This is a genomic window from Citrobacter sp. Cf132, assembly GCF_030333885.1.
In the GTDB taxonomy this organism is placed as follows: domain Bacteria; phylum Pseudomonadota; class Gammaproteobacteria; order Enterobacterales; family Enterobacteriaceae; genus Citrobacter; species Citrobacter freundii.
Window position 1 is genome coordinate 1 of sequence record NZ_JAOWFA010000023.1, and the last position, 17,569, is coordinate 17,569.

Consider the following 17,569-nt stretch of genomic DNA (forward strand, 5'->3'; position numbering starts at 1 on the left):
GTCAGTGGAGGCGCATTATAGGGAGTTATTTCAGGCTGACAAGGGGAAATTTAAAATAATCTTCCGAGTGCGTATTTTTTCATCAAAACCACTTAAACTGACAGTTTTTCGAGCGTTTTAAAGCCATAGCGCTGTAGCACGGGCAATAGTTGTTCGGCTTCTGTCGTCATTGCCATACAAAATGCAACGTTCTCATCGGTTGATTTCGCATCTGGCGCTTCATGTTCTAATAACCAGGCCGTGCGGCGCGCAATCGCGGCACCAGAATCCACCAGCCGCGTCCCCTCGGGCAGGACCTGTAAAAGCTCTTCCTGTAATAGAGGGAAATGAGTGCACCCGAGCACTACCGTATCGGGTGGTTCCGACATCCGCAGCCACGGACGCAGAATACGCCGCAGATCTTCCAGAGAAACTGTTTCACCGTGCAGCTTCGCTTCCGCCAGTTCCACCAGCTCAGCAGAACCCAACATTGCAATTTGGCATTCGTTAGCAAACCGCGCAATCAGCTCATGGGTATACGAGCGCTTCACCGTTGCACGCGTAGCCAGCAGCCCCACTACGCCATTCGCCGTGAGTCGCGCCGCCGGTTTAATCGCAGGCACCACGCCCACAACCGGGAAGGCAAACTTCTCACGTAACGCAGGAAGCGACACCGTGCTTGCTGTATTACATGCGATGACCGCAAGAGAAAGGGGATAGCGCTGCTGGACAGCAGTCACAATCTCAACAACACGCTCGACGATAAACTCCTCGCTCTTCTCTCCATAAGGGAAGGCGACGTTGTCGAAAGCGTAGATATAGTGGAGATCCGGCAGAAGACGCCGGATCTCGTCATAGACCGACAACCCACCGACGCCGGAATCAAACACCAGCACGGTGGGACGGGGATCAGAAGGTGTAGCTGCCAGACAAGGTGTATTCCCGTCCTGCAGTTGCGTAGCCATAAACTGTCTCGTAATCTTTATCGAACAGGTTGGCGATTTTACCACGAACTGTCAGCTGTGAGGTGATTGGATATGACACGGCAAGATCCCACAGGCTAACTCCTCCCATTTTTACCGGCTGGTAGGTTACGTAGTCCGTGTCATAACGCGTTCCCAGGTAGTGATACGTCAGGCCCCAGTCAAAATCATAGACCTGCCAGTCAAGCTGGTATTTCACCTGCTGTTTAGAACGTCGTGCGAGGGGCTTGTCCGTAATTGCATTGCGCGAATCGACATAATCGTAGCTCAACGTATGTGCCAGCGGTCCGGTATCAAAGTTTGCGGTCGCTTCAACGCCTTTAATGCGTACTTTACCTTCGTTAAAGTATTTCTCGGTATGTGGGTCATAATCGATCATGTCATCGATATCGTTACGATACCCTGAAACTCGCCAGTTCACACCCGCCGTTAAGCCTTCAAACGCCCCTTCCCATTGCTTACTTTGTTCAGGATCCAGGTTCGAATTGCCGTAATAACCATGCAACTGCCCGAGATTAGGTGCTTTGTAAGATGTGCCGTAGGACGCAATAAAGCGATAGCCTTCAATAAACTCCCATCCGGCGCTGGTTTGCCATGTGCCATGACGTCCAAACTCGGAGTTATCATCGCTACGCGCCGCGCCTTCAAAGGTAAAGTCGCCCAATTGCTGCAACCCGGTCAGATAGAGTCCCGTATTACGCTGATCGTAACCGTCCGTGACATACCCGGTGCCAGGCGTCGTGGTTTGTTTTTGCCAGTCGACACCTGCGCCTACGTTACCGTGCCCCAGCACCATACTGTTGGACCACTGAACATTATATTGCTTCATATCATCCAGCGTGGCCGAGGAGTCATAGCGACCATAATCCGGATCATAGTTGTAGTCTTTGCTATGGCTATAGCTCGAAACCAGCTGCGACTGGATAAGCTCGCCATTAAAACGCAGTCCTGCATCCCAGCTTTGGCTGTAGAGTTTTCGGGTATCGATGAGCGGCGAGCCAGGAGAGTAATATGAGTCGTAATTGGTGCGGTTATCATAACCATAACCGCGAACAAACCCACTCCAGGTATCAGAGAAGTTGTGTTCCAGCGCGCCATACAGCGTCTTACTTAAGAAGCCGTCTTTGTCGGGCTGAGCCTGAGAGCCGGTGCTGCCGTATGCTACAACATCAAAGCCTTTGGTATAGGCATAATCGCCCATCAGCGTGACGCGCGTATTTTCGCCGAGCTGTTGTTGGGTTGAGACATCGTAATTCTGATACCCATTGCTCCCCACACCGGCTGTCAGTTCCGTCCCCGGCTTTTCGCGCGTGGTAATGATATTCACCACGCCGCCAATCGCATCAGAACCATAAACCGCCGAACGCGGCCCTCGAATGTATTCGATACGCTGCACTAACGAGACCGGGAACTGGCTGAGATCGGCTGCGCCGCTAACCCCTGCCAGGTTCAGGCGCACGCCGTCAATCAGCACCAGAACATGGCTGGCGTTGGTGCCGCGAATAGAGATAGACGAGTTTTGTCCCATACCACCGTATTGGGCGATATCGACGCCAGGCAGGCGACGAAGCACATCATTCACGGAGGTAGATTGCCAGCGATCGATATCCTGACGCGTAACAACGGTAATAGGAGCGAGTACTGCGCTACGAGGCTGCTGAAAACGGTTGGCAGTGACGACGAGAGTATCCGGGCGAGTGTCCTGTGCCCAACCAGAAAATGCCGTGACGGACAGCGCCGTGCACAGCAATGATTTTTTGATCATTGTAAAGCATCCACAATTTAAGAAGGATGCCGCAGGTCCCACCGATAGTACGCGATGATGAAAACCAGATGCGACGTTAGCCGGCAGGTCTTCGGGCTTGGAGGCGACTTAAAGAGACGATGACTTCCCGCGGCAATCCGCAGTGTCTGCACCAGGTGCGCTCATCTCTTACCTTCCTTACCGCTGCGCGTCAGCTCCAGATTTACACTGGATTCCCTTTTAACTCACAGGACCGGAAAACGGATGCTACAGTTTGTTACAACCTGGTGTCCAGACCGCGTATCACATTATCGGAAATCATCAATGACTGGACATCTGTTGAGCAATCCCTACAATCCCCGCGTACTTTTATTTTTCAGGACGCATCATGACCCCCGAACACCTTCCGACAGAACAGTACGACGCCCAGTTAGCTGAGAAAGTAGTGCGTCTGCAGAGCTTAATGACGCCATTTTATGCACAGGCTCCGGAAGTGTTTCGCTCACCGGTCAGCCATTACCGTATGCGCGCCGAATTCCGCCTGTGGCATGACGGTGATGACCTGTACCACATCATGTTCGACAGCCAGACCAAAAACCGTATTCGCGTCGACAGCTTCCCGGCAGCCAGCGAGCTCATCAACACGTTGATGACGGCAATGATCGACGGCGTTCGCAACAACCACGTCCTGCGCCACAAACTGTTTCAGATTGATTACCTCACAACCCTGAGCGATCAGGCGGTGGTTTCGATGCTGTACCATAAAAAGCTGGATGATGAATGGCGTAAGGAAGCCGAAGCGCTGCGAGATGCGCTGCGGGCGCAAAACCTGAACGTGCATTTGATTGGTCGGGCTACCAAAACCAAAATTGAGCTGGACCAGGACTACATTGACGAACGCTTGCCGGTTGCAGGTAAAGAGATTATCTACCGCCAGGTTGAGAACAGCTTCACCCAGCCGAACGCCGCCATGAATATTCAGATGTTGGAGTGGGCGATTGATGTCACCAGGGGCTCAAAAGGCGACCTGCTGGAGCTGTATTGCGGCAATGGCAATTTCTCGTTAGCCCTGGCGCAAAACTTCAACCGCGTACTGGCCACTGAAATCGCCAAACCGTCCGTGGCTGCTGCACAGTACAACATCGCGGCTAACCATATTGATAACGTACAAATTATCCGCATGGCGGCCGAAGAGTTTACTCAGGCGATGAACGGCGTTCGCGAGTTCAACCGTTTGCAGGGAATCGATCTGAAGAGTTACCAGTGTGAAACTATCTTCGTTGACCCACCGCGCAGCGGTCTGGACAGCGAAACGGAGAAAATGGTGCAGGCGTATCCGCGCATTCTGTACATCTCCTGCAATCCGGAGACGCTGTGTAAGAACCTGGAAACGTTAAGCCAGACGCACAATGTTTCACGTCTGGCGCTATTCGATCAGTTCCCGTATACGCACCATATGGAGTGCGGAGTACTGTTAACGAAGAAGTAAGACTGAACGGAGGCCGGATAAGCACTACCGGTTCAGATTGCTGGATAGCGGCTTTGCCTTATCCGGCCTACAGCGACAACTGTTACTCTACAATTTCCTGTTTACGGTTACGCACTTTAAAGCCGATCCAGAACACCAGAATCACCGACAGCACCGCCGGGAAGAAGTTAGAGCCAATATCCGGATATTCAGCGCGTACCACGGTGCTGTACAGCAGAACACCGAGAATAAAACAGGCGGCGGCCAAGCCCGGCAATCCCACAGGCATGGTGCGGTTCTGATAGCGTTGATGCAGACAATAAACCGTCAGCACCAGCGAAATAATCGGGAATACGGAGAATGGCACAATGGAGCTAAACAGCGCCGCAAATGTACCATTGATTGATAAGCCAGCAACCAGCGCCAGCAGCAGCGTACCTTTATCTTGACCTGACTGTTTCATTGCTTGTCCTTCTCGTTACTCGGAGTGGTGCGTCATCTTCTCTTGTTCACGGCGGTACCAATAAAATGCGCCTTTCGCGATCATGCGCAGTTGCAATACTAGCCGCTCTTCTAGCTGTCGACGCTGTTCAGCGCCAACATCCAGTGCTTCTGCCCCGGCGCTGAAAACAATGGTTACCATGGCTTCGGCTTGCGCTTCAGTAAACGCACGAGGCATATGGTTTTCGAGTTCCAGATAGTCCGCAAGTTCCGCAATGAAGTGCTGAATTTCACGTGCGACCGCTGCACGAAACGCTGCGGATGTCCCCGAACGCTCGCGCAATAATAAACGGAAGGCGTTGGGATTGTTGCCGATGAACTCCATAAATGTTGAGACCGAGGTGCGGATCACACTCCCGCCCTTCGCGATACGCTGGCGCGCCTGGCGCATCAATTGACGCAGCATCAGACCGCTTTCGTCCACCATCGTCAGGCCGAGTTCATCCACATCGCGGAAATGGCGATAAAACGAGGTTGGCGCAATGCCCGCTTCACGAGCAACTTCGCGTAAACTGAGGCTGGCAAAACTACGCTCAGCGCTCAGTTGACTAAATGCGGCTTCTACCAGCGAACGCCGGGTTTTTTCTTTTTGTTGCGCTCTAACGCCCATCACGATGTCTGAATCCTTCCACATACCTTGCTGGCACTATACCAGAGATTAGGCGGTTGGCATGGCTTTGTGAATGATTGTTTACGCGCAGTTTGTGCTTCGACTTCGCAAAAAAGCACAACGATAATTGGGTTATCCTGACAACGATGTTACTATTCTGTTGCTTTTATGTATAAGAACAGGTAAGCCTGACCATGTCACATTCCTACGATTACGATGCAATAGTAATAGGTTCCGGTCCCGGCGGCGAAGGCGCTGCAATGGGTCTGGTTAAGCAAGGAGCGCGCGTCGCGGTGATTGAGCGCTATCATAACGTCGGCGGAGGCTGTACCCACTGGGGCACCATCCCGTCGAAAGCCCTCCGCCACGCCGTCAGCCGCATTATTGAATTCAATCAGAACCCACTGTACAGCGACCACTCCCGACTCCTTCGTTCTTCTTTTGCCGATATTCTCAACCACGCTGATAACGTTATTAATCAGCAAACGCGTATGCGGCAAGGATTTTACGAGCGCAATCACTGCGAAATTTTGCAGGGGAATGCCCGTTTTGTTGATGAACACACGATCGCCCTGGAATGTCACGACGGTACGGTGGAAACGCTGACTGCGGATAAGTTTGTTATTGCCTGCGGTTCGCGTCCTTATCGCCCTGTTGATGTCGACTTTTCGCATCCACGGGTTTACGACAGCGACTCTATCCTGAGCCTGCACCACGAACCACGCCATGTGCTGATTTATGGCGCGGGGGTCATTGGCTGTGAATATGCGTCGATCTTCCGTGGAATGGACGTCAAAGTTGATTTAATCAACACCCGCGATCGTCTGCTGGCGTTCCTCGATCAAGAGATGTCCGACTCGCTCTCTTACCACTTCTGGAACAGCGGTGTGGTCATTCGCCATAACGAAGAGTATGAGAAGATTGAAGGCTGCGATGACGGTGTCATCATGCACCTGAAATCCGGTAAGAAACTGAAGGCAGACTGCCTGTTGTACGCCAATGGCCGTACCGGTAATACCGATTCGCTGGCGCTGGAAAACATTGGCCTGAAAACCGACAGCCGTGGGCAGCTCAAAGTGAATAGCATGTACCAGACGGCGCTGCCGCATGTGTATGCTGTAGGGGATGTGATCGGTTATCCGAGCCTGGCATCGGCAGCCTACGACCAGGGACGCATTGCCGCCCAGGCGTTGGTAAAAGGCGAAGCCACCGCGCATCTGATTGAAGATATCCCGACCGGGATTTATACCATTCCAGAAATCAGCTCCGTTGGTAAAACCGAACAGCAACTCACGGCAATGAAAGTTCCATACGAGGTTGGCCGCGCCCAGTTTAAGCATCTGGCACGTGCGCAAATCGTGGGTATGAGTGTCGGAACGCTGAAGATCCTGTTCCATCGCGAAACCAAAGAGATTCTGGGGATCCACTGCTTTGGGGAGCGCGCGGCCGAAATTATTCACATCGGACAAGCGATAATGGAGCAAAAAGGTGGTGGTAACACTATCGAGTACTTCGTTAACACCACCTTTAACTACCCAACCATGGCAGAAGCCTATCGGGTAGCAGCGCTAAATGGCTTAAACCGCCTGTTTTAACGCGCTGTCGAAATGGCCATCCATTGATCCACGGATGGCCTCTGCCAACTGTTCATAACGGCTGCGCAGCGGCGAACCAGGACGGTACACCAGACCAATCGTACGACGCGGTTCGGGTTTAATGCATGGCAGATAGACGACACCATCACGCTTACGCTCCGGCGGAACAGCCAGCGCAGGCAGTAAGGTAATACCGCTTCCTGCCGCCACCATGTTACGCAGCGTTTCCAGACTGGTTGCCCGAAAATGGGTATCTTCATCAGCACCCGCTTCAAAGCAGAAGCCCATTGCCTGATCGCGCAGGCAGTGGCCATCTTCCAGCATCAGCAGTTTTTCACCCGCCAGATCGGACATCGGTACACAGTCACGGTTTGCCCACGGATGATCTTCATAGATCGCCAGCAGCATAGGCTCATCAAATAGCGGTACTTCGATGAACGCCTCACTCTCTTTCACCAGCGCCAGAATGACGCAGTCGAGCTTGCCGCTATCCAGTTGCGCTAACAGCTGATGTGTCTGCGCCTCATGGAGATACATTTCCAGTTTTGGGAAGGTCTGGTGCAACATCGGAATAATATGCGGCAGCAGGTATGGCCCCACCGTTGGGATCAAACCAATATGCAGCGGGCCAGACATTGTCTCGCCTTGTTGGCTTGCCATCTCCTTGAGCACTTTGACCTCGCGCAGCACGGTGCGCGCCTGATCCACCAGCAGCAAACCAGCCTGGGTGAACAGCACCTTGCGACTCGTACGCTCCAACAACATGACGCCAAGCTCATCTTCCAGCTTGCGGATCTGCCCGCTCAGCGTTGGTTGGCTAACGTGACAGGAGTCTGCCGCTCGTCGGAAGTGACGATGTTCGGCTAGCGCTACCAGGTATTCAAGATCACGAATATTCATTATTCATCCTCCATCGCCACGATAGTTCGTAGCGATAGGTAGCATAGCAACGAACGATTATCCCTATCAAGCTTTCTGTTTAATAATGCACCACAGAAACGGAACGGTACCCCTTTAACCCTTGAAGCTACTGTCCGTTCTGAGAGTTTCTCTCATACTCGAAATAACTAAAGCCAACGTGAACTTTTGCGGACCTTGTGTCCGCATTTTTTTTGCATAAAAAAGCCCGGCGTGACGCCAGGCTCGAATGATTACCCATCACTTTATGCCAGACGTGCCTTCGCGTAGTCGATCGCCTGTGCAACCTGCTGGGGTGACACGCCGCCTTTCGCCGCACGCTTGTCCAGGCACGATTGCAACGAGAGGATCTGGTAAACATCATCGCCAATCACCTGGCTAAACTTTTGTAAGTCAGCAAGCGACAGCGCCTCCAGCGGTTTGCCCTGTCGAATCGCCTCGACCACCGTTTCACCTACGATATGGTGCGCTTCGCGGAACGGGACACCTTTCGCCACCAGATAATCCGCCAGTTCAGTGGCGTTAGCATAGCCCTGCTGCGCCGCTTCCTGACAACGCGGACGTTTCACCTGGATGCCATCCAGCACCAGCGCGGCCATATGCAGACAGTCCAGCCAGGTGTCGAGCGCGTCGAACAGCCCTTCTTTGTCTTCCTGCATATCTTTGTTGTATGCCAGCGGGAGGCCTTTTAACGTCATCATCATGCCGGTCAACGCACCCTGCACGCGACCGCATTTGCCACGGATCAGCTCCAGCGCATCCGGATTTTTCTTCTGCGGCATCAAAGATGAACCCGAAGTCACACGATCGGACAGCTCGACAAAGCCCGCTTCGCCGGTGTTAAAGAAAATCAGGTCTTCAGCAAAACGCGACAGGTGTACCATGCCGATAGAGGCGTCTGAGAGTAACTCCAGAACGTGGTCACGGTCAGAAACGCTGTCCAGACTGTTGCGCGTAGCCGAGGCAAAGCCCAACCAACCCGCCAGCTGCTCGCGATCGATTTCATACGCCGTACCCGCCAGCGCGCCGCAGCCTAACGGACTGACGTCCAGGCGTTTGAGCGCATCCTGCAGGCGGCTCTCGTCACGCGCCAACATTTCAACATAGGCCAGACACCAGTGAGCAAACGTCACCGGCTGCGCACGTTGCAGGTGGGTGTAACCCGGCATGACGGCGTCCTGGTTATTCTCCGCCGTCACCACCAGCGCAGTTTGCAACTGACGATTGGCCGATAGTAATTCGATAACCGTGTCTTTGCACCACAGCTTGAGATCGGTCGCGACCTGGTCGTTACGGCTACGTCCGGTATGCAGTTTTTTACCAAGCTGGCCGACTTTATCAATCAGCTTACCTTCCACCCAACTGTGAATATCTTCGGCATCGCTTTGCAGAATCTGCTGAGGATTCGCACGAACCTCTTCCAGCAGATTATTCAGCGCCTCTTCCAACCGCAGCTGTTCATCAGCAGTCAGTACACCGACCGTTACCAACGCTTTGGACCAGGCCACAGAGCCAACAATATCCTGTTCTGCCAGGCGGTAGTCAAAACGCAACGAGTCGTTGAACTGTTTGAACCGCTGATCTGCTGCCTGTGTAAAACGCCCACCCCAAAGTGCCATAACGAATTTCCTTAATATGATATTTTTGCCCGGTGGCGCTGCGCTTACCGGGCCTACAAAACCCACGTAGGCCGGATAAGGCGAAGCCGCCATCCGGCACATTAATAGTTAAGCCAGAATACGCGTACCAATTGGCGTGCCGTTAAACAGCGCCGGGAGTTGCTCTGCATGACGCCAGGAGGCGATATCCACCGGACGACCCAGCGTACGCGCGGCATCCAGCGCCGCATTCACCTTCACGATCATGCCATCGGTAATAATGCCCTGTTCAATCAGCTGTTCCGCTTTCGCTGCGGTCATTTCGGCAATACGCTGGCCTTTACCATCCAGAATACCGCTCACATCAGAGAGCAGGATCAGATCCGCACCCAGCGTTGCCGCCAGCGCTGTTGCCGCCTGATCGGCATTCACGTTCATCAGCAGCCCATCATCAGTGACGCCAATAGAGCTCACTACCGGCAGAAAACCGCTTTCCAACAGCGTGTTAATCAGCTTAGGCGAACCCGGCTGCGCCAGTCCAACATGACCCAGTTCTTTATCGAGCGGCGTCACTTTTACGCTGTCGCCATCGCCAAGATACAGGCCAACAGACGCGATGTGATGCTTTTTCGCCCAGGCCAGCAAGGTTTTATTCGCCGTTCCTGCAAGAGCACCGGTAATAATGTCAATTTGATCGGCAGGCGTGACGCGCAGACCATTTTTCTTTTTCACCGGCAGATTCAGCTGCTTCATCAGCTCGTCAACCACACAGCCGCCACCGTGCACAATGACCAGCGGACGCTGGTGCGACTCACGATAATTCACTAGTGCGGTAAACAAGCGTTCCAGCGCCTCTTCGCTATCCAGTAAAACGCCGCCCAGCTTGATAATTAATGGATTCATTGTTGCACCCTAAATAAGAGACTGCGTTTGGGCAAAGCCAAAACGAATATTTGCGCACTGCATCGCCTGTGCCGCCGCGCCTTTCAATAAGTTGTCTTCCGTCGCCACGACGATCAGGTGTTCACCCTGTACGGCAAACCCGATATCGCAGAACGGTAATCCAACCACATTCTTCAGCGCCGGAACCCCTTTGTCATACAGACGCACCAGCGGTTTATCGCCATACGCCTGTTGCAGCGTCTGAGCCACCTGTGCATGGGTTACGCCCGCCTTAAGGCGGCAAGTGATAGTTTCCAGAATTCCGCGCGGGAAGTTACCCAGATGCGGGGTGAAAATCACTTCTGTCCCCAGATGAGTGGCGATTTCCGGCTGATGACGATGGGTAAACACGCCATACGGCTGCAGGCTCACCTCACAAAAGCTGTTGGAGATAGCCGCTTTACGCCCCGCACCGCTCACGCCGCTGGTCGCATTAATTACCGGCCACTGGCTGAGATCCAGCAGCCCGGCATCAATCAACGGTTTCAGCGAAAGCTGCGCCGCCGTCGGGTAACAACCTGGCACAGCAATCAGATTCGCTTCTTTCAGTTTATCCGCGTTCCACTCCGCCAGCCCATAAACGGCCTGCTCCAGCAGCTCAGGATGCTGATGCGTAAAGCCATAATATTTTTCATAGAACGCGCCGTCGTTTACGCGAAACGCGCCCGAAAGGTCAAACACCACGCAACCGGCCTGCAAAAACTGCGGAGCCAGGTCATGACTCACCTCATGAGCCGTTGCGAGGAACACAACATCCACCCCTGCGCTAAACTCGCTGATATCTGACATTGGCTGCAACGGTAAATCGACAATGCCTTTCAACTGCGGATGCAAATCGGAGATTAATTTTCCTGCATCATTGCTTTGCGCTGAGACGGTCAAAGCGGTTATGGTCATATCAGGATGGCGATTTACATAGGTCACAAGCTCTGCGCCGGCATAGCCACTGGCGCCCACAATCAGCGTATTCAACATCGGGGCAGCTCACCTTCTTAGATTCTGTTGCCAGGTATAAGCCTTTATCACCTCACCTTACACTTGGTGGGTTTTATTACGCTCAACGTTAATGTATTTTTATTCACAAATACTGCATGAATATTGATACTATCATGACCCGAGGTGTGTCAACAATGAAAAACAATTTACCGCCATTTATCGAGATTTACCGCGCTCTGATTGCCACGCCATCGATCAGTGCCACCGAAGAAGCGCTCGATCAAAGCAATGCAGGTTTAATCACTCTGCTGGCGGGCTGGTTTAAAGATTTAGGCTTCAATGTTGAGGTCCAACCGGTTCCCGATACGCGAAATAAATTCAATATGCTGGCGAGCATTGGACAGGGCGCTGGCGGCCTGTTGTTGGCGGGCCATACCGATACCGTACCCTTTGACGACGGACGCTGGACACGCGATCCATTCACTCTGACCGAGCATGACAATAAGCTGTATGGTTTGGGTACAGCGGACATGAAAGGCTTCTTCGCCTTTATCCTCGACGCGTTGCGTGATGTCGACGTCACGAAACTGAAAAAACCCCTGTACATTCTGGCCACTGCTGACGAAGAGACCAGCATGGCGGGAGCTCGCTACTTCTCTGAAACTACCGCTCTGCGCCCGGACTGCGCGATCATTGGCGAACCCACATCCCTGCAACCGGTGCGCGCGCACAAAGGCCATATCTCTAATGCGATACGCATTCTGGGACAGTCGGGTCATTCAAGCGATCCAGCGCGTGGCGTTAATGCGATTGAACTGATGCATGATGCCATCGGCCATATCATGCATCTGCGCGATGACCTGAAAGCGCGCTATCACCATGATGCCTTTACCGTCCCGTATCCAACGTTAAATTTGGGCCACATCCACGGCGGTGACGCCGCCAACCGAATCTGCGCCTGCTGCGAATTGCATATGGATATTCGCCCGCTACCGGGTATGACGCTAAACGATCTCAATGGGTTACTTAACGAAGCGCTGGCCCCTGTCAGCGAACGTTGGCCGGGTCGCCTGACCGTATCGGAACTGCATCCGCCAATTCCAGGCTATGAGTGCCCACCTGACCATCAACTGGTAGAGGTGGTTGAGAAACTGCTGGGCGCACAGACTGAAGTGGTGAACTATTGCACCGAAGCGCCGTTTATCCAGACGCTTTGCCCAACGCTGGTATTGGGTCCAGGCTCCATTAATCAGGCGCATCAGCCGGATGAGTATCTGGAAACGCGCTTTATTAAGCCAACCCGCGAATTAATCACCCAGGTTGTGCACCATTTCTGCTGGCATTAACTGCTTGTCACCCCGCTAATCCCTTAGTGGTAAGCGGGGCGATTTTTTAACATTTCCATAAGCAACGCTTATTTGATTGGATGTGAATTAAATAACGTAAATTCACGGCATTTATTCGTTTGCTGAACCGATTTCGCAGCAATTGACGTCACGTGTTTTACGTGGCTTTATAAAAGACGGCTAAAAAGTTAAGTCCGCAAGATTTTGCGTGATAGTCAGGCGCGAAAGATACAGGACATATTCAAAATAGATGGGGTGTCTGGGTTAATATGAACGAACAATATTCCGCGTTGCGTAGTAATGTCAGTATGCTCGGCAAAGTGCTGGGAGAGACCATCAAGGATGCGTTGGGAGAGAACATTCTTGATCGCGTAGAAACAATTCGAAAGCTGTCCAAATCATCTCGCGCTGGCAATGAAATTAATCGCCAGGAATTGCTCACCACACTGCAAAATCTGTCTAACGACGAGCTGCTGCCGGTTGCCCGCGCATTTAGCCAGTTCCTGAACCTGGCCAACACCGCCGAGCAGCACCACAGCATTTCGCCAAAAGGCGAAGCCGCCAGCAACCCGGAAGTGATTGCTCGCACTCTGCGTAAACTGAAAGAGCAGCCCAACCTCAATGACGCCACCATCAAGAAAGCCGTAGAATCACTCTCTCTGGAGCTGGTACTCACCGCCCACCCGACCGAGATCACTCGTCGTACGCTGATCCATAAAATGGGTGAAGTGAACGCCTGCCTTAAGCAGCTTGATAACAAAGACCTCGTCGATTATGAACGCAACCAACTGATGCGCCGTCTGCGTCAGCTCATTGCTCAGTCCTGGCATACGGATGAAATCCGCAAACTGCGCCCAAGCCCGGTTGATGAAGCCAAATGGGGATTCGCGGTTGTTGAAAACAGCCTGTGGGAAGGTGTGCCGAACTACCTGCGCGAGCTGAATGAACAACTGGAAGAGCATCTTGGATATAAGCTGCCGGTTGATTTTGTCCCGGTTCGATTTACCTCCTGGATGGGCGGCGACCGTGACGGCAACCCGAACGTAACGGCGGATATCACCCGTCACGTGCTATTGCTCAGCCGCTGGAAAGCGACAGACCTGTTCCTGAAAGACATCCAGTTTCTGATTTCTGAGCTGTCGATGGTGGATGCTACGCCGGAACTGATGGCGCTGGTAGGTGAAGAAGGCGCAGCTGAACCATACCGCTACCTGATGAAAACCCTGCGTTCTCGTCTGATGGCGACCCAGGCCTGGCTTGAAGCCCGTCTGAAAGGCGAGAAATTGCCGAAACCTGCGGGACTTCTCACCCAAAACGAACAGCTCTGGGACCCGCTTTACGCGTGCTACCAGTCTCTACAGGCCTGTGGTATGGGCATCATCGCCAATGGCGAATTGCTCGACACCCTGCGCCGCGTGAAGTGTTTCGGCGTGCCGCTGGTGCGTATTGATATTCGTCAGGAAAGCACCCGTCATACTGAAGCCTTGGGCGAACTGACTCGTTATCTGGGCATTGGCGACTACGAAAACTGGTCGGAAGCAGATAAACAGGCTTTCCTGATCCGCGAACTGAATTCCAAGCGTCCGCTCCTGCCGCGTAACTGGGAGCCGAGCAATGACACCCGTGAAGTGCTCGACACCTGTCGGGTCATTGCCGAAGCCCCGTATGGCTCCATTGCCGCCTATGTTATCTCGATGGCGAAAACGCCGTCGGATGTGCTGGCCGTGCATCTGCTGCTGAAAGAAGCCGGAATTGGTTTTGCTATGCCGGTCGCTCCGCTATTTGAAACGCTGGACGACCTCAACAATGCCGATGACGTCATGTCCCAGCTTCTGAATATCGACTGGTACCGCGGCTTTATCCAGGGCAAACAGATGGTCATGATTGGCTACTCTGATTCCGCAAAAGACGCGGGCGTGATGGCAGCGTCCTGGGCGCAATACCAGGCTCAGGACGCGCTGATCAAAACCTGCGAAAAAGCCGGTATCGAACTGACGCTGTTCCATGGTCGCGGTGGATCCATTGGTCGCGGCGGCGCGCCTGCGCATGCGGCGCTGCTCTCTCAACCACCAGGCAGTCTGAAAGGCGGTCTGCGCGTGACAGAACAAGGGGAGATGATCCGCTTTAAGTACGGCCTGCCGGAAGTGACCATCAGCAGCCTGTCGCTGTATACCGGAGCAATTCTGGAGGCCAACCTGTTACCACCGCCAGAACCGAAGGATAACTGGCGTCATATCATGGATGAGCTTTCCGATATTTCCTGCGAGCTATACCGTGGATATGTGCGTGAAAACAAAGACTTCGTCCCTTATTTCCGCTCAGCTACACCGGAGCAGGAACTGGGTAAATTGCCGCTCGGTTCACGTCCGGCAAAACGCCGTCCGACCGGCGGCGTTGAGTCTCTGCGTGCTATACCGTGGATCTTTGCCTGGACGCAGAACCGTCTGATGCTCCCGGCCTGGCTTGGTGCTGGTACCGCGCTGCAAAAAGTGGTTGAAGATGGTAAGCAAAGCGAACTCGAAGCGATGTGCCGCGACTGGCCATTCTTCTCCACACGCCTTGGCATGCTGGAAATGGTTTTCGCGAAAGCAGACCTGTGGCTGGCAGAGTATTACGATCAGCGCCTGGTCAAAAAAGAGCTGTGGCCGCTGGGTGAAGAGCTACGCCAACGCCTGGCAGCAGATATCGATGTCGTACTGGCGATTGCCAACGACTCACATTTGATGGCCGACCTGCCGTGGATTGCCGAGTCCATTCAGTTAAGGAATGTTTATACTGACCCGCTGAACGTCTTACAGGCAGAGTTGTTACACCGCTCACGCCAGGCCGAAGAGCAAGGCCATGAACCGGATCCACGCGTTGAACAAGCGCTGATGGTGACCATCGCGGGTGTCGCCGCCGGTATGCGCAATACGGGCTAACGTCCCCTCCTGCTGTCGCCTTCGTGCTACTGTACGAAGGCGACAGTAAAAACCGCTGTTACAACCACTTCATTTTCAATATATTCCTGCCTGAACATATTCACTACGTGAATATTACAACAGCAAAACACGATCCTGAGATCGTGATGCTTCAGTTCCTCTTAATGTTTAGTCGCTACTCTTGGCGCTACGATTAAAGACAGGCTCACATTATGCAATCCTTACAACTCCAGTCTAAACCCGCCTTTAGCTGGAAAGCCCTGGGTTGGGCGCTCCTCTATTTTTGGTTTTTTTCCTCATTACTGCAGGCCGTTATCTATTTTAGCGGCTATAGCGGATCTACCGGCCTACGCGACTCCCTGCTGTTCAGCTCGCTGTGGTTGATCCCGGTATTTTTATTTCCAAACCGTATCCGCATTATTGCTGCCGTCATTGGCGTAATTCTATGGGCGGCCTCGCTGGCAGCTCTGAGCTATTACGTCATTTACGGGCAAGAGTTCTCGCAAAGCGTTCTGTACGTAATGTTTGAAACCAATGCGAACGAAGCCAGCGAGTACCTGAGTCAATACTTCAGCCTGAAGATCGTCTTAATTGCGCTGGCATATACAGCAATGGCAATTCTGCTATGGACACGTCTGCGTCCGGTACATATTCCATCACCCTGGCGCTATCTGGTGTCGTTTGCACTGTTATACGGATTGATTCTGCATCCGATGACAGTGAACACATTTATCAAACATAAGCCGTTTGAAAAAACGTTGGATGGGCTCGCTTCACGTATGGAGCCCGCCGCGCCGTGGCAATTCATCTCCGGGTATTATCAATATCGTCAGCAGTTGACCTCGCTCAATAGCCTGCTGAATGAGAACAATGCCCTGCCGCCGCTGGCCAACTTTAAAGACAGTTCAGGTGACGCACCGCGTACGCTGGTACTGGTGATTGGTGAGTCAACGCAACGTGGCCGCATGAGCCTGTATGGCTATCCGCGTGAAACGACGCCAGAACTGGATGCGCTGCATAAATCCGATCCTAACTTCACCGTATTCAATAATGTCGTGACTTCCCGTCCGTACACCATTGAAATCCTGCAGCAGGCGCTGACCTTCGCTAACGAGAAGAACCCGGATCTGTATCTGACTCAGCCGTCCCTGATGAACATGATGAAACAGGCGGGTTATAAAACCTTCTGGATCACTAATCAGCAGACGATGACCGCCCGCAACACCATGCTGACGGTGTTCTCTAAGCAGACGGATAAACAGTTCTATATGAACCAGCAGCGTACGCAAAGTGCGCGCGAATATGACAGCAACGTGCTGGCGCCATTTAAAGAAGTACTGGCCGACCCGGCACCGAAAAAGTTCATCATCGTGCATCTGCTGGGTACGCATATTAAGTACAAATTCCGCTATCCGGATGGCCAGGGTAAGTTCGATAATAATATCGACCATGTTCCCGCAGGCCTGAGTAACGATGAGCTGGAAGCCTACAACGATTACGACAGCGCGAATGTTTATAACGATCATATTATTGCCAGCCTGATCAAAGACTATAAAGCGACCGATCCGAACGGCTTCCTGCTGTACTTCTCCGATCATGGCGAAGAGGTTTACGATACGCCACCGCACAAAACGCAGGGTCGTAATGAAGACAACCCAACGCGTCATATGTACACGGTGCCGTTCCTGTTGTGGACTTCGGAAAAATGGCAGGCCGCGCACCCGCGCGACTTCTCACAGGATGTGAATCGTAAATACAGCAGCTCAGAGCTTATCCATACATGGTCTGACTTAGCGGGCTTCACCTACGATGGCTTCGATCCAACTCGCGCCATTACCAGTCCGCAGTTCAAAGAGACAACCCGCTGGATTGGCAATCCGTACAAGAAAAATGCCCTGATAGATTACGATTCCCTGCCTTACGGCGATCAAATCGGTAATCAATAACCGTCTGCCGGATGCGCTACGCTTATCCGGCCTACAGCTCGCAAAGACTTGTAGGCCGGATATGGCATTAGCCGCCATCCGG

Annotated in this window: 13 protein-coding genes and 1 riboswitch; of the genes, 5 read left to right on the forward strand and 8 right to left on the reverse strand. The window is 52.9% G+C overall.

What is annotated here, in order from left to right; genetic code table 11:
• Nucleotides 1-92 precede the first annotated feature (92 nt).
• Nucleotides 93-944: a glutamate racemase gene (gene murI / locus OGV85_RS00540; RefSeq protein WP_003028870.1), complete on the reverse strand. Its 852-nt coding sequence runs from the start codon at nucleotides 942-944 to the stop codon at nucleotides 93-95.
• Nucleotides 889-2,727, reverse strand: a complete 1,839-nt coding sequence (btuB, locus tag OGV85_RS00545) for a TonB-dependent vitamin B12 receptor BtuB (RefSeq protein WP_061548048.1) — start codon at nucleotides 2,725-2,727, stop codon at nucleotides 889-891. The genes murI and btuB overlap by 56 nt, the downstream gene beginning before the upstream one ends.
• 65 nt (nucleotides 2,728-2,792) lie before the next feature.
• A riboswitch (cobalamin riboswitch) is annotated at nucleotides 2,793-2,979 on the reverse strand.
• Nucleotides 2,980-3,094: 115 nt separating this feature from the next.
• Between btuB and trmA the strand changes: the two genes are divergently transcribed.
• Nucleotides 3,095-4,195 carry a tRNA (uridine(54)-C5)-methyltransferase TrmA gene (gene trmA / locus OGV85_RS00550; RefSeq protein ID WP_003028866.1) on the forward strand — a complete coding sequence of 367 codons (1,101 nt, stop codon included), beginning with the start codon at nucleotides 3,095-3,097 and terminating at the stop codon, nucleotides 4,193-4,195.
• An 82-nt stretch (nucleotides 4,196-4,277) separates the two neighbouring features.
• On the opposite strand, the gene OGV85_RS00555 is transcribed toward trmA, so the two are convergent.
• Both OGV85_RS00555 and fabR read right to left on the reverse strand, forming a co-directional pair.
• Nucleotides 4,278-4,637 carry a YijD family membrane protein gene (locus OGV85_RS00555; protein WP_003028863.1) on the reverse strand — a complete coding sequence of 120 codons (360 nt, stop codon included), beginning with the start codon at nucleotides 4,635-4,637 and terminating at the stop codon, nucleotides 4,278-4,280.
• 15 nt (nucleotides 4,638-4,652) lie between these two features.
• Nucleotides 4,653-5,288, reverse strand: coding sequence for an HTH-type transcriptional repressor FabR (gene fabR, locus OGV85_RS00560; RefSeq protein ID WP_003028862.1), 636 nt, complete (start codon nucleotides 5,286-5,288; stop codon nucleotides 4,653-4,655).
• Nucleotides 5,289-5,479: 191 nt separating this feature from the next.
• Here fabR and sthA point away from each other — a divergent pair, with 191 nt between their 5' ends.
• Entirely contained in the window at nucleotides 5,480-6,880 is a 1,401-nt protein-coding gene (gene sthA, locus OGV85_RS00565; protein WP_003028860.1) for a Si-specific NAD(P)(+) transhydrogenase, read from the forward strand.
• Here the strand turns inward: sthA and oxyR are convergent.
• The 4 genes from oxyR to argC form a co-directional block, all read right to left on the reverse strand.
• Nucleotides 6,863-7,780, reverse strand: coding sequence for a DNA-binding transcriptional regulator OxyR (gene oxyR, locus OGV85_RS00570; protein WP_003028858.1), 918 nt, complete (start codon nucleotides 7,778-7,780; stop codon nucleotides 6,863-6,865). The genes sthA and oxyR overlap by 18 nt on opposite strands.
• A gap of 263 nt (nucleotides 7,781-8,043) precedes the next feature.
• The gene (argH, locus tag OGV85_RS00575) at nucleotides 8,044-9,417 is read right to left on the reverse strand and encodes an argininosuccinate lyase (protein WP_032950735.1); all 1,374 of its coding nucleotides are present in this window, start codon (nucleotides 9,415-9,417) and stop codon (nucleotides 8,044-8,046) included.
• Between the two features lie 108 nt (nucleotides 9,418-9,525).
• Nucleotides 9,526-10,299 carry an acetylglutamate kinase gene (gene argB / locus OGV85_RS00580; RefSeq protein WP_003028854.1) on the reverse strand — a complete coding sequence of 258 codons (774 nt, stop codon included), beginning with the start codon at nucleotides 10,297-10,299 and terminating at the stop codon, nucleotides 9,526-9,528.
• Between the two features lie 9 nt (nucleotides 10,300-10,308).
• Entirely contained in the window at nucleotides 10,309-11,313 is a 1,005-nt protein-coding gene (gene argC, locus OGV85_RS00585; protein WP_008323185.1) for an N-acetyl-gamma-glutamyl-phosphate reductase, read from the reverse strand.
• A 155-nt stretch (nucleotides 11,314-11,468) separates the two neighbouring features.
• On the opposite strand from argC, the gene argE reads away from it, so the two are divergent.
• From argE to OGV85_RS00600, 3 genes are all read left to right on the forward strand, one after another.
• Nucleotides 11,469-12,620: an acetylornithine deacetylase gene (gene argE / locus OGV85_RS00590; RefSeq protein WP_003028848.1), complete on the forward strand. Its 1,152-nt coding sequence runs from the start codon at nucleotides 11,469-11,471 to the stop codon at nucleotides 12,618-12,620.
• A gap of 269 nt (nucleotides 12,621-12,889) precedes the next feature.
• On the forward strand, nucleotides 12,890-15,541 hold the full coding sequence (ppc, locus tag OGV85_RS00595) for a phosphoenolpyruvate carboxylase (RefSeq protein WP_032938423.1): 2,652 nt from the start codon (nucleotides 12,890-12,892) through the stop codon (nucleotides 15,539-15,541).
• 212 nt (nucleotides 15,542-15,753) lie between these two features.
• Nucleotides 15,754-17,487, forward strand: coding sequence for a phosphoethanolamine transferase CptA (locus OGV85_RS00600; protein ID WP_003840540.1), 1,734 nt, complete (start codon nucleotides 15,754-15,756; stop codon nucleotides 17,485-17,487).
• The last annotated feature ends 82 nt before the right edge of the window (nucleotides 17,488-17,569 follow it).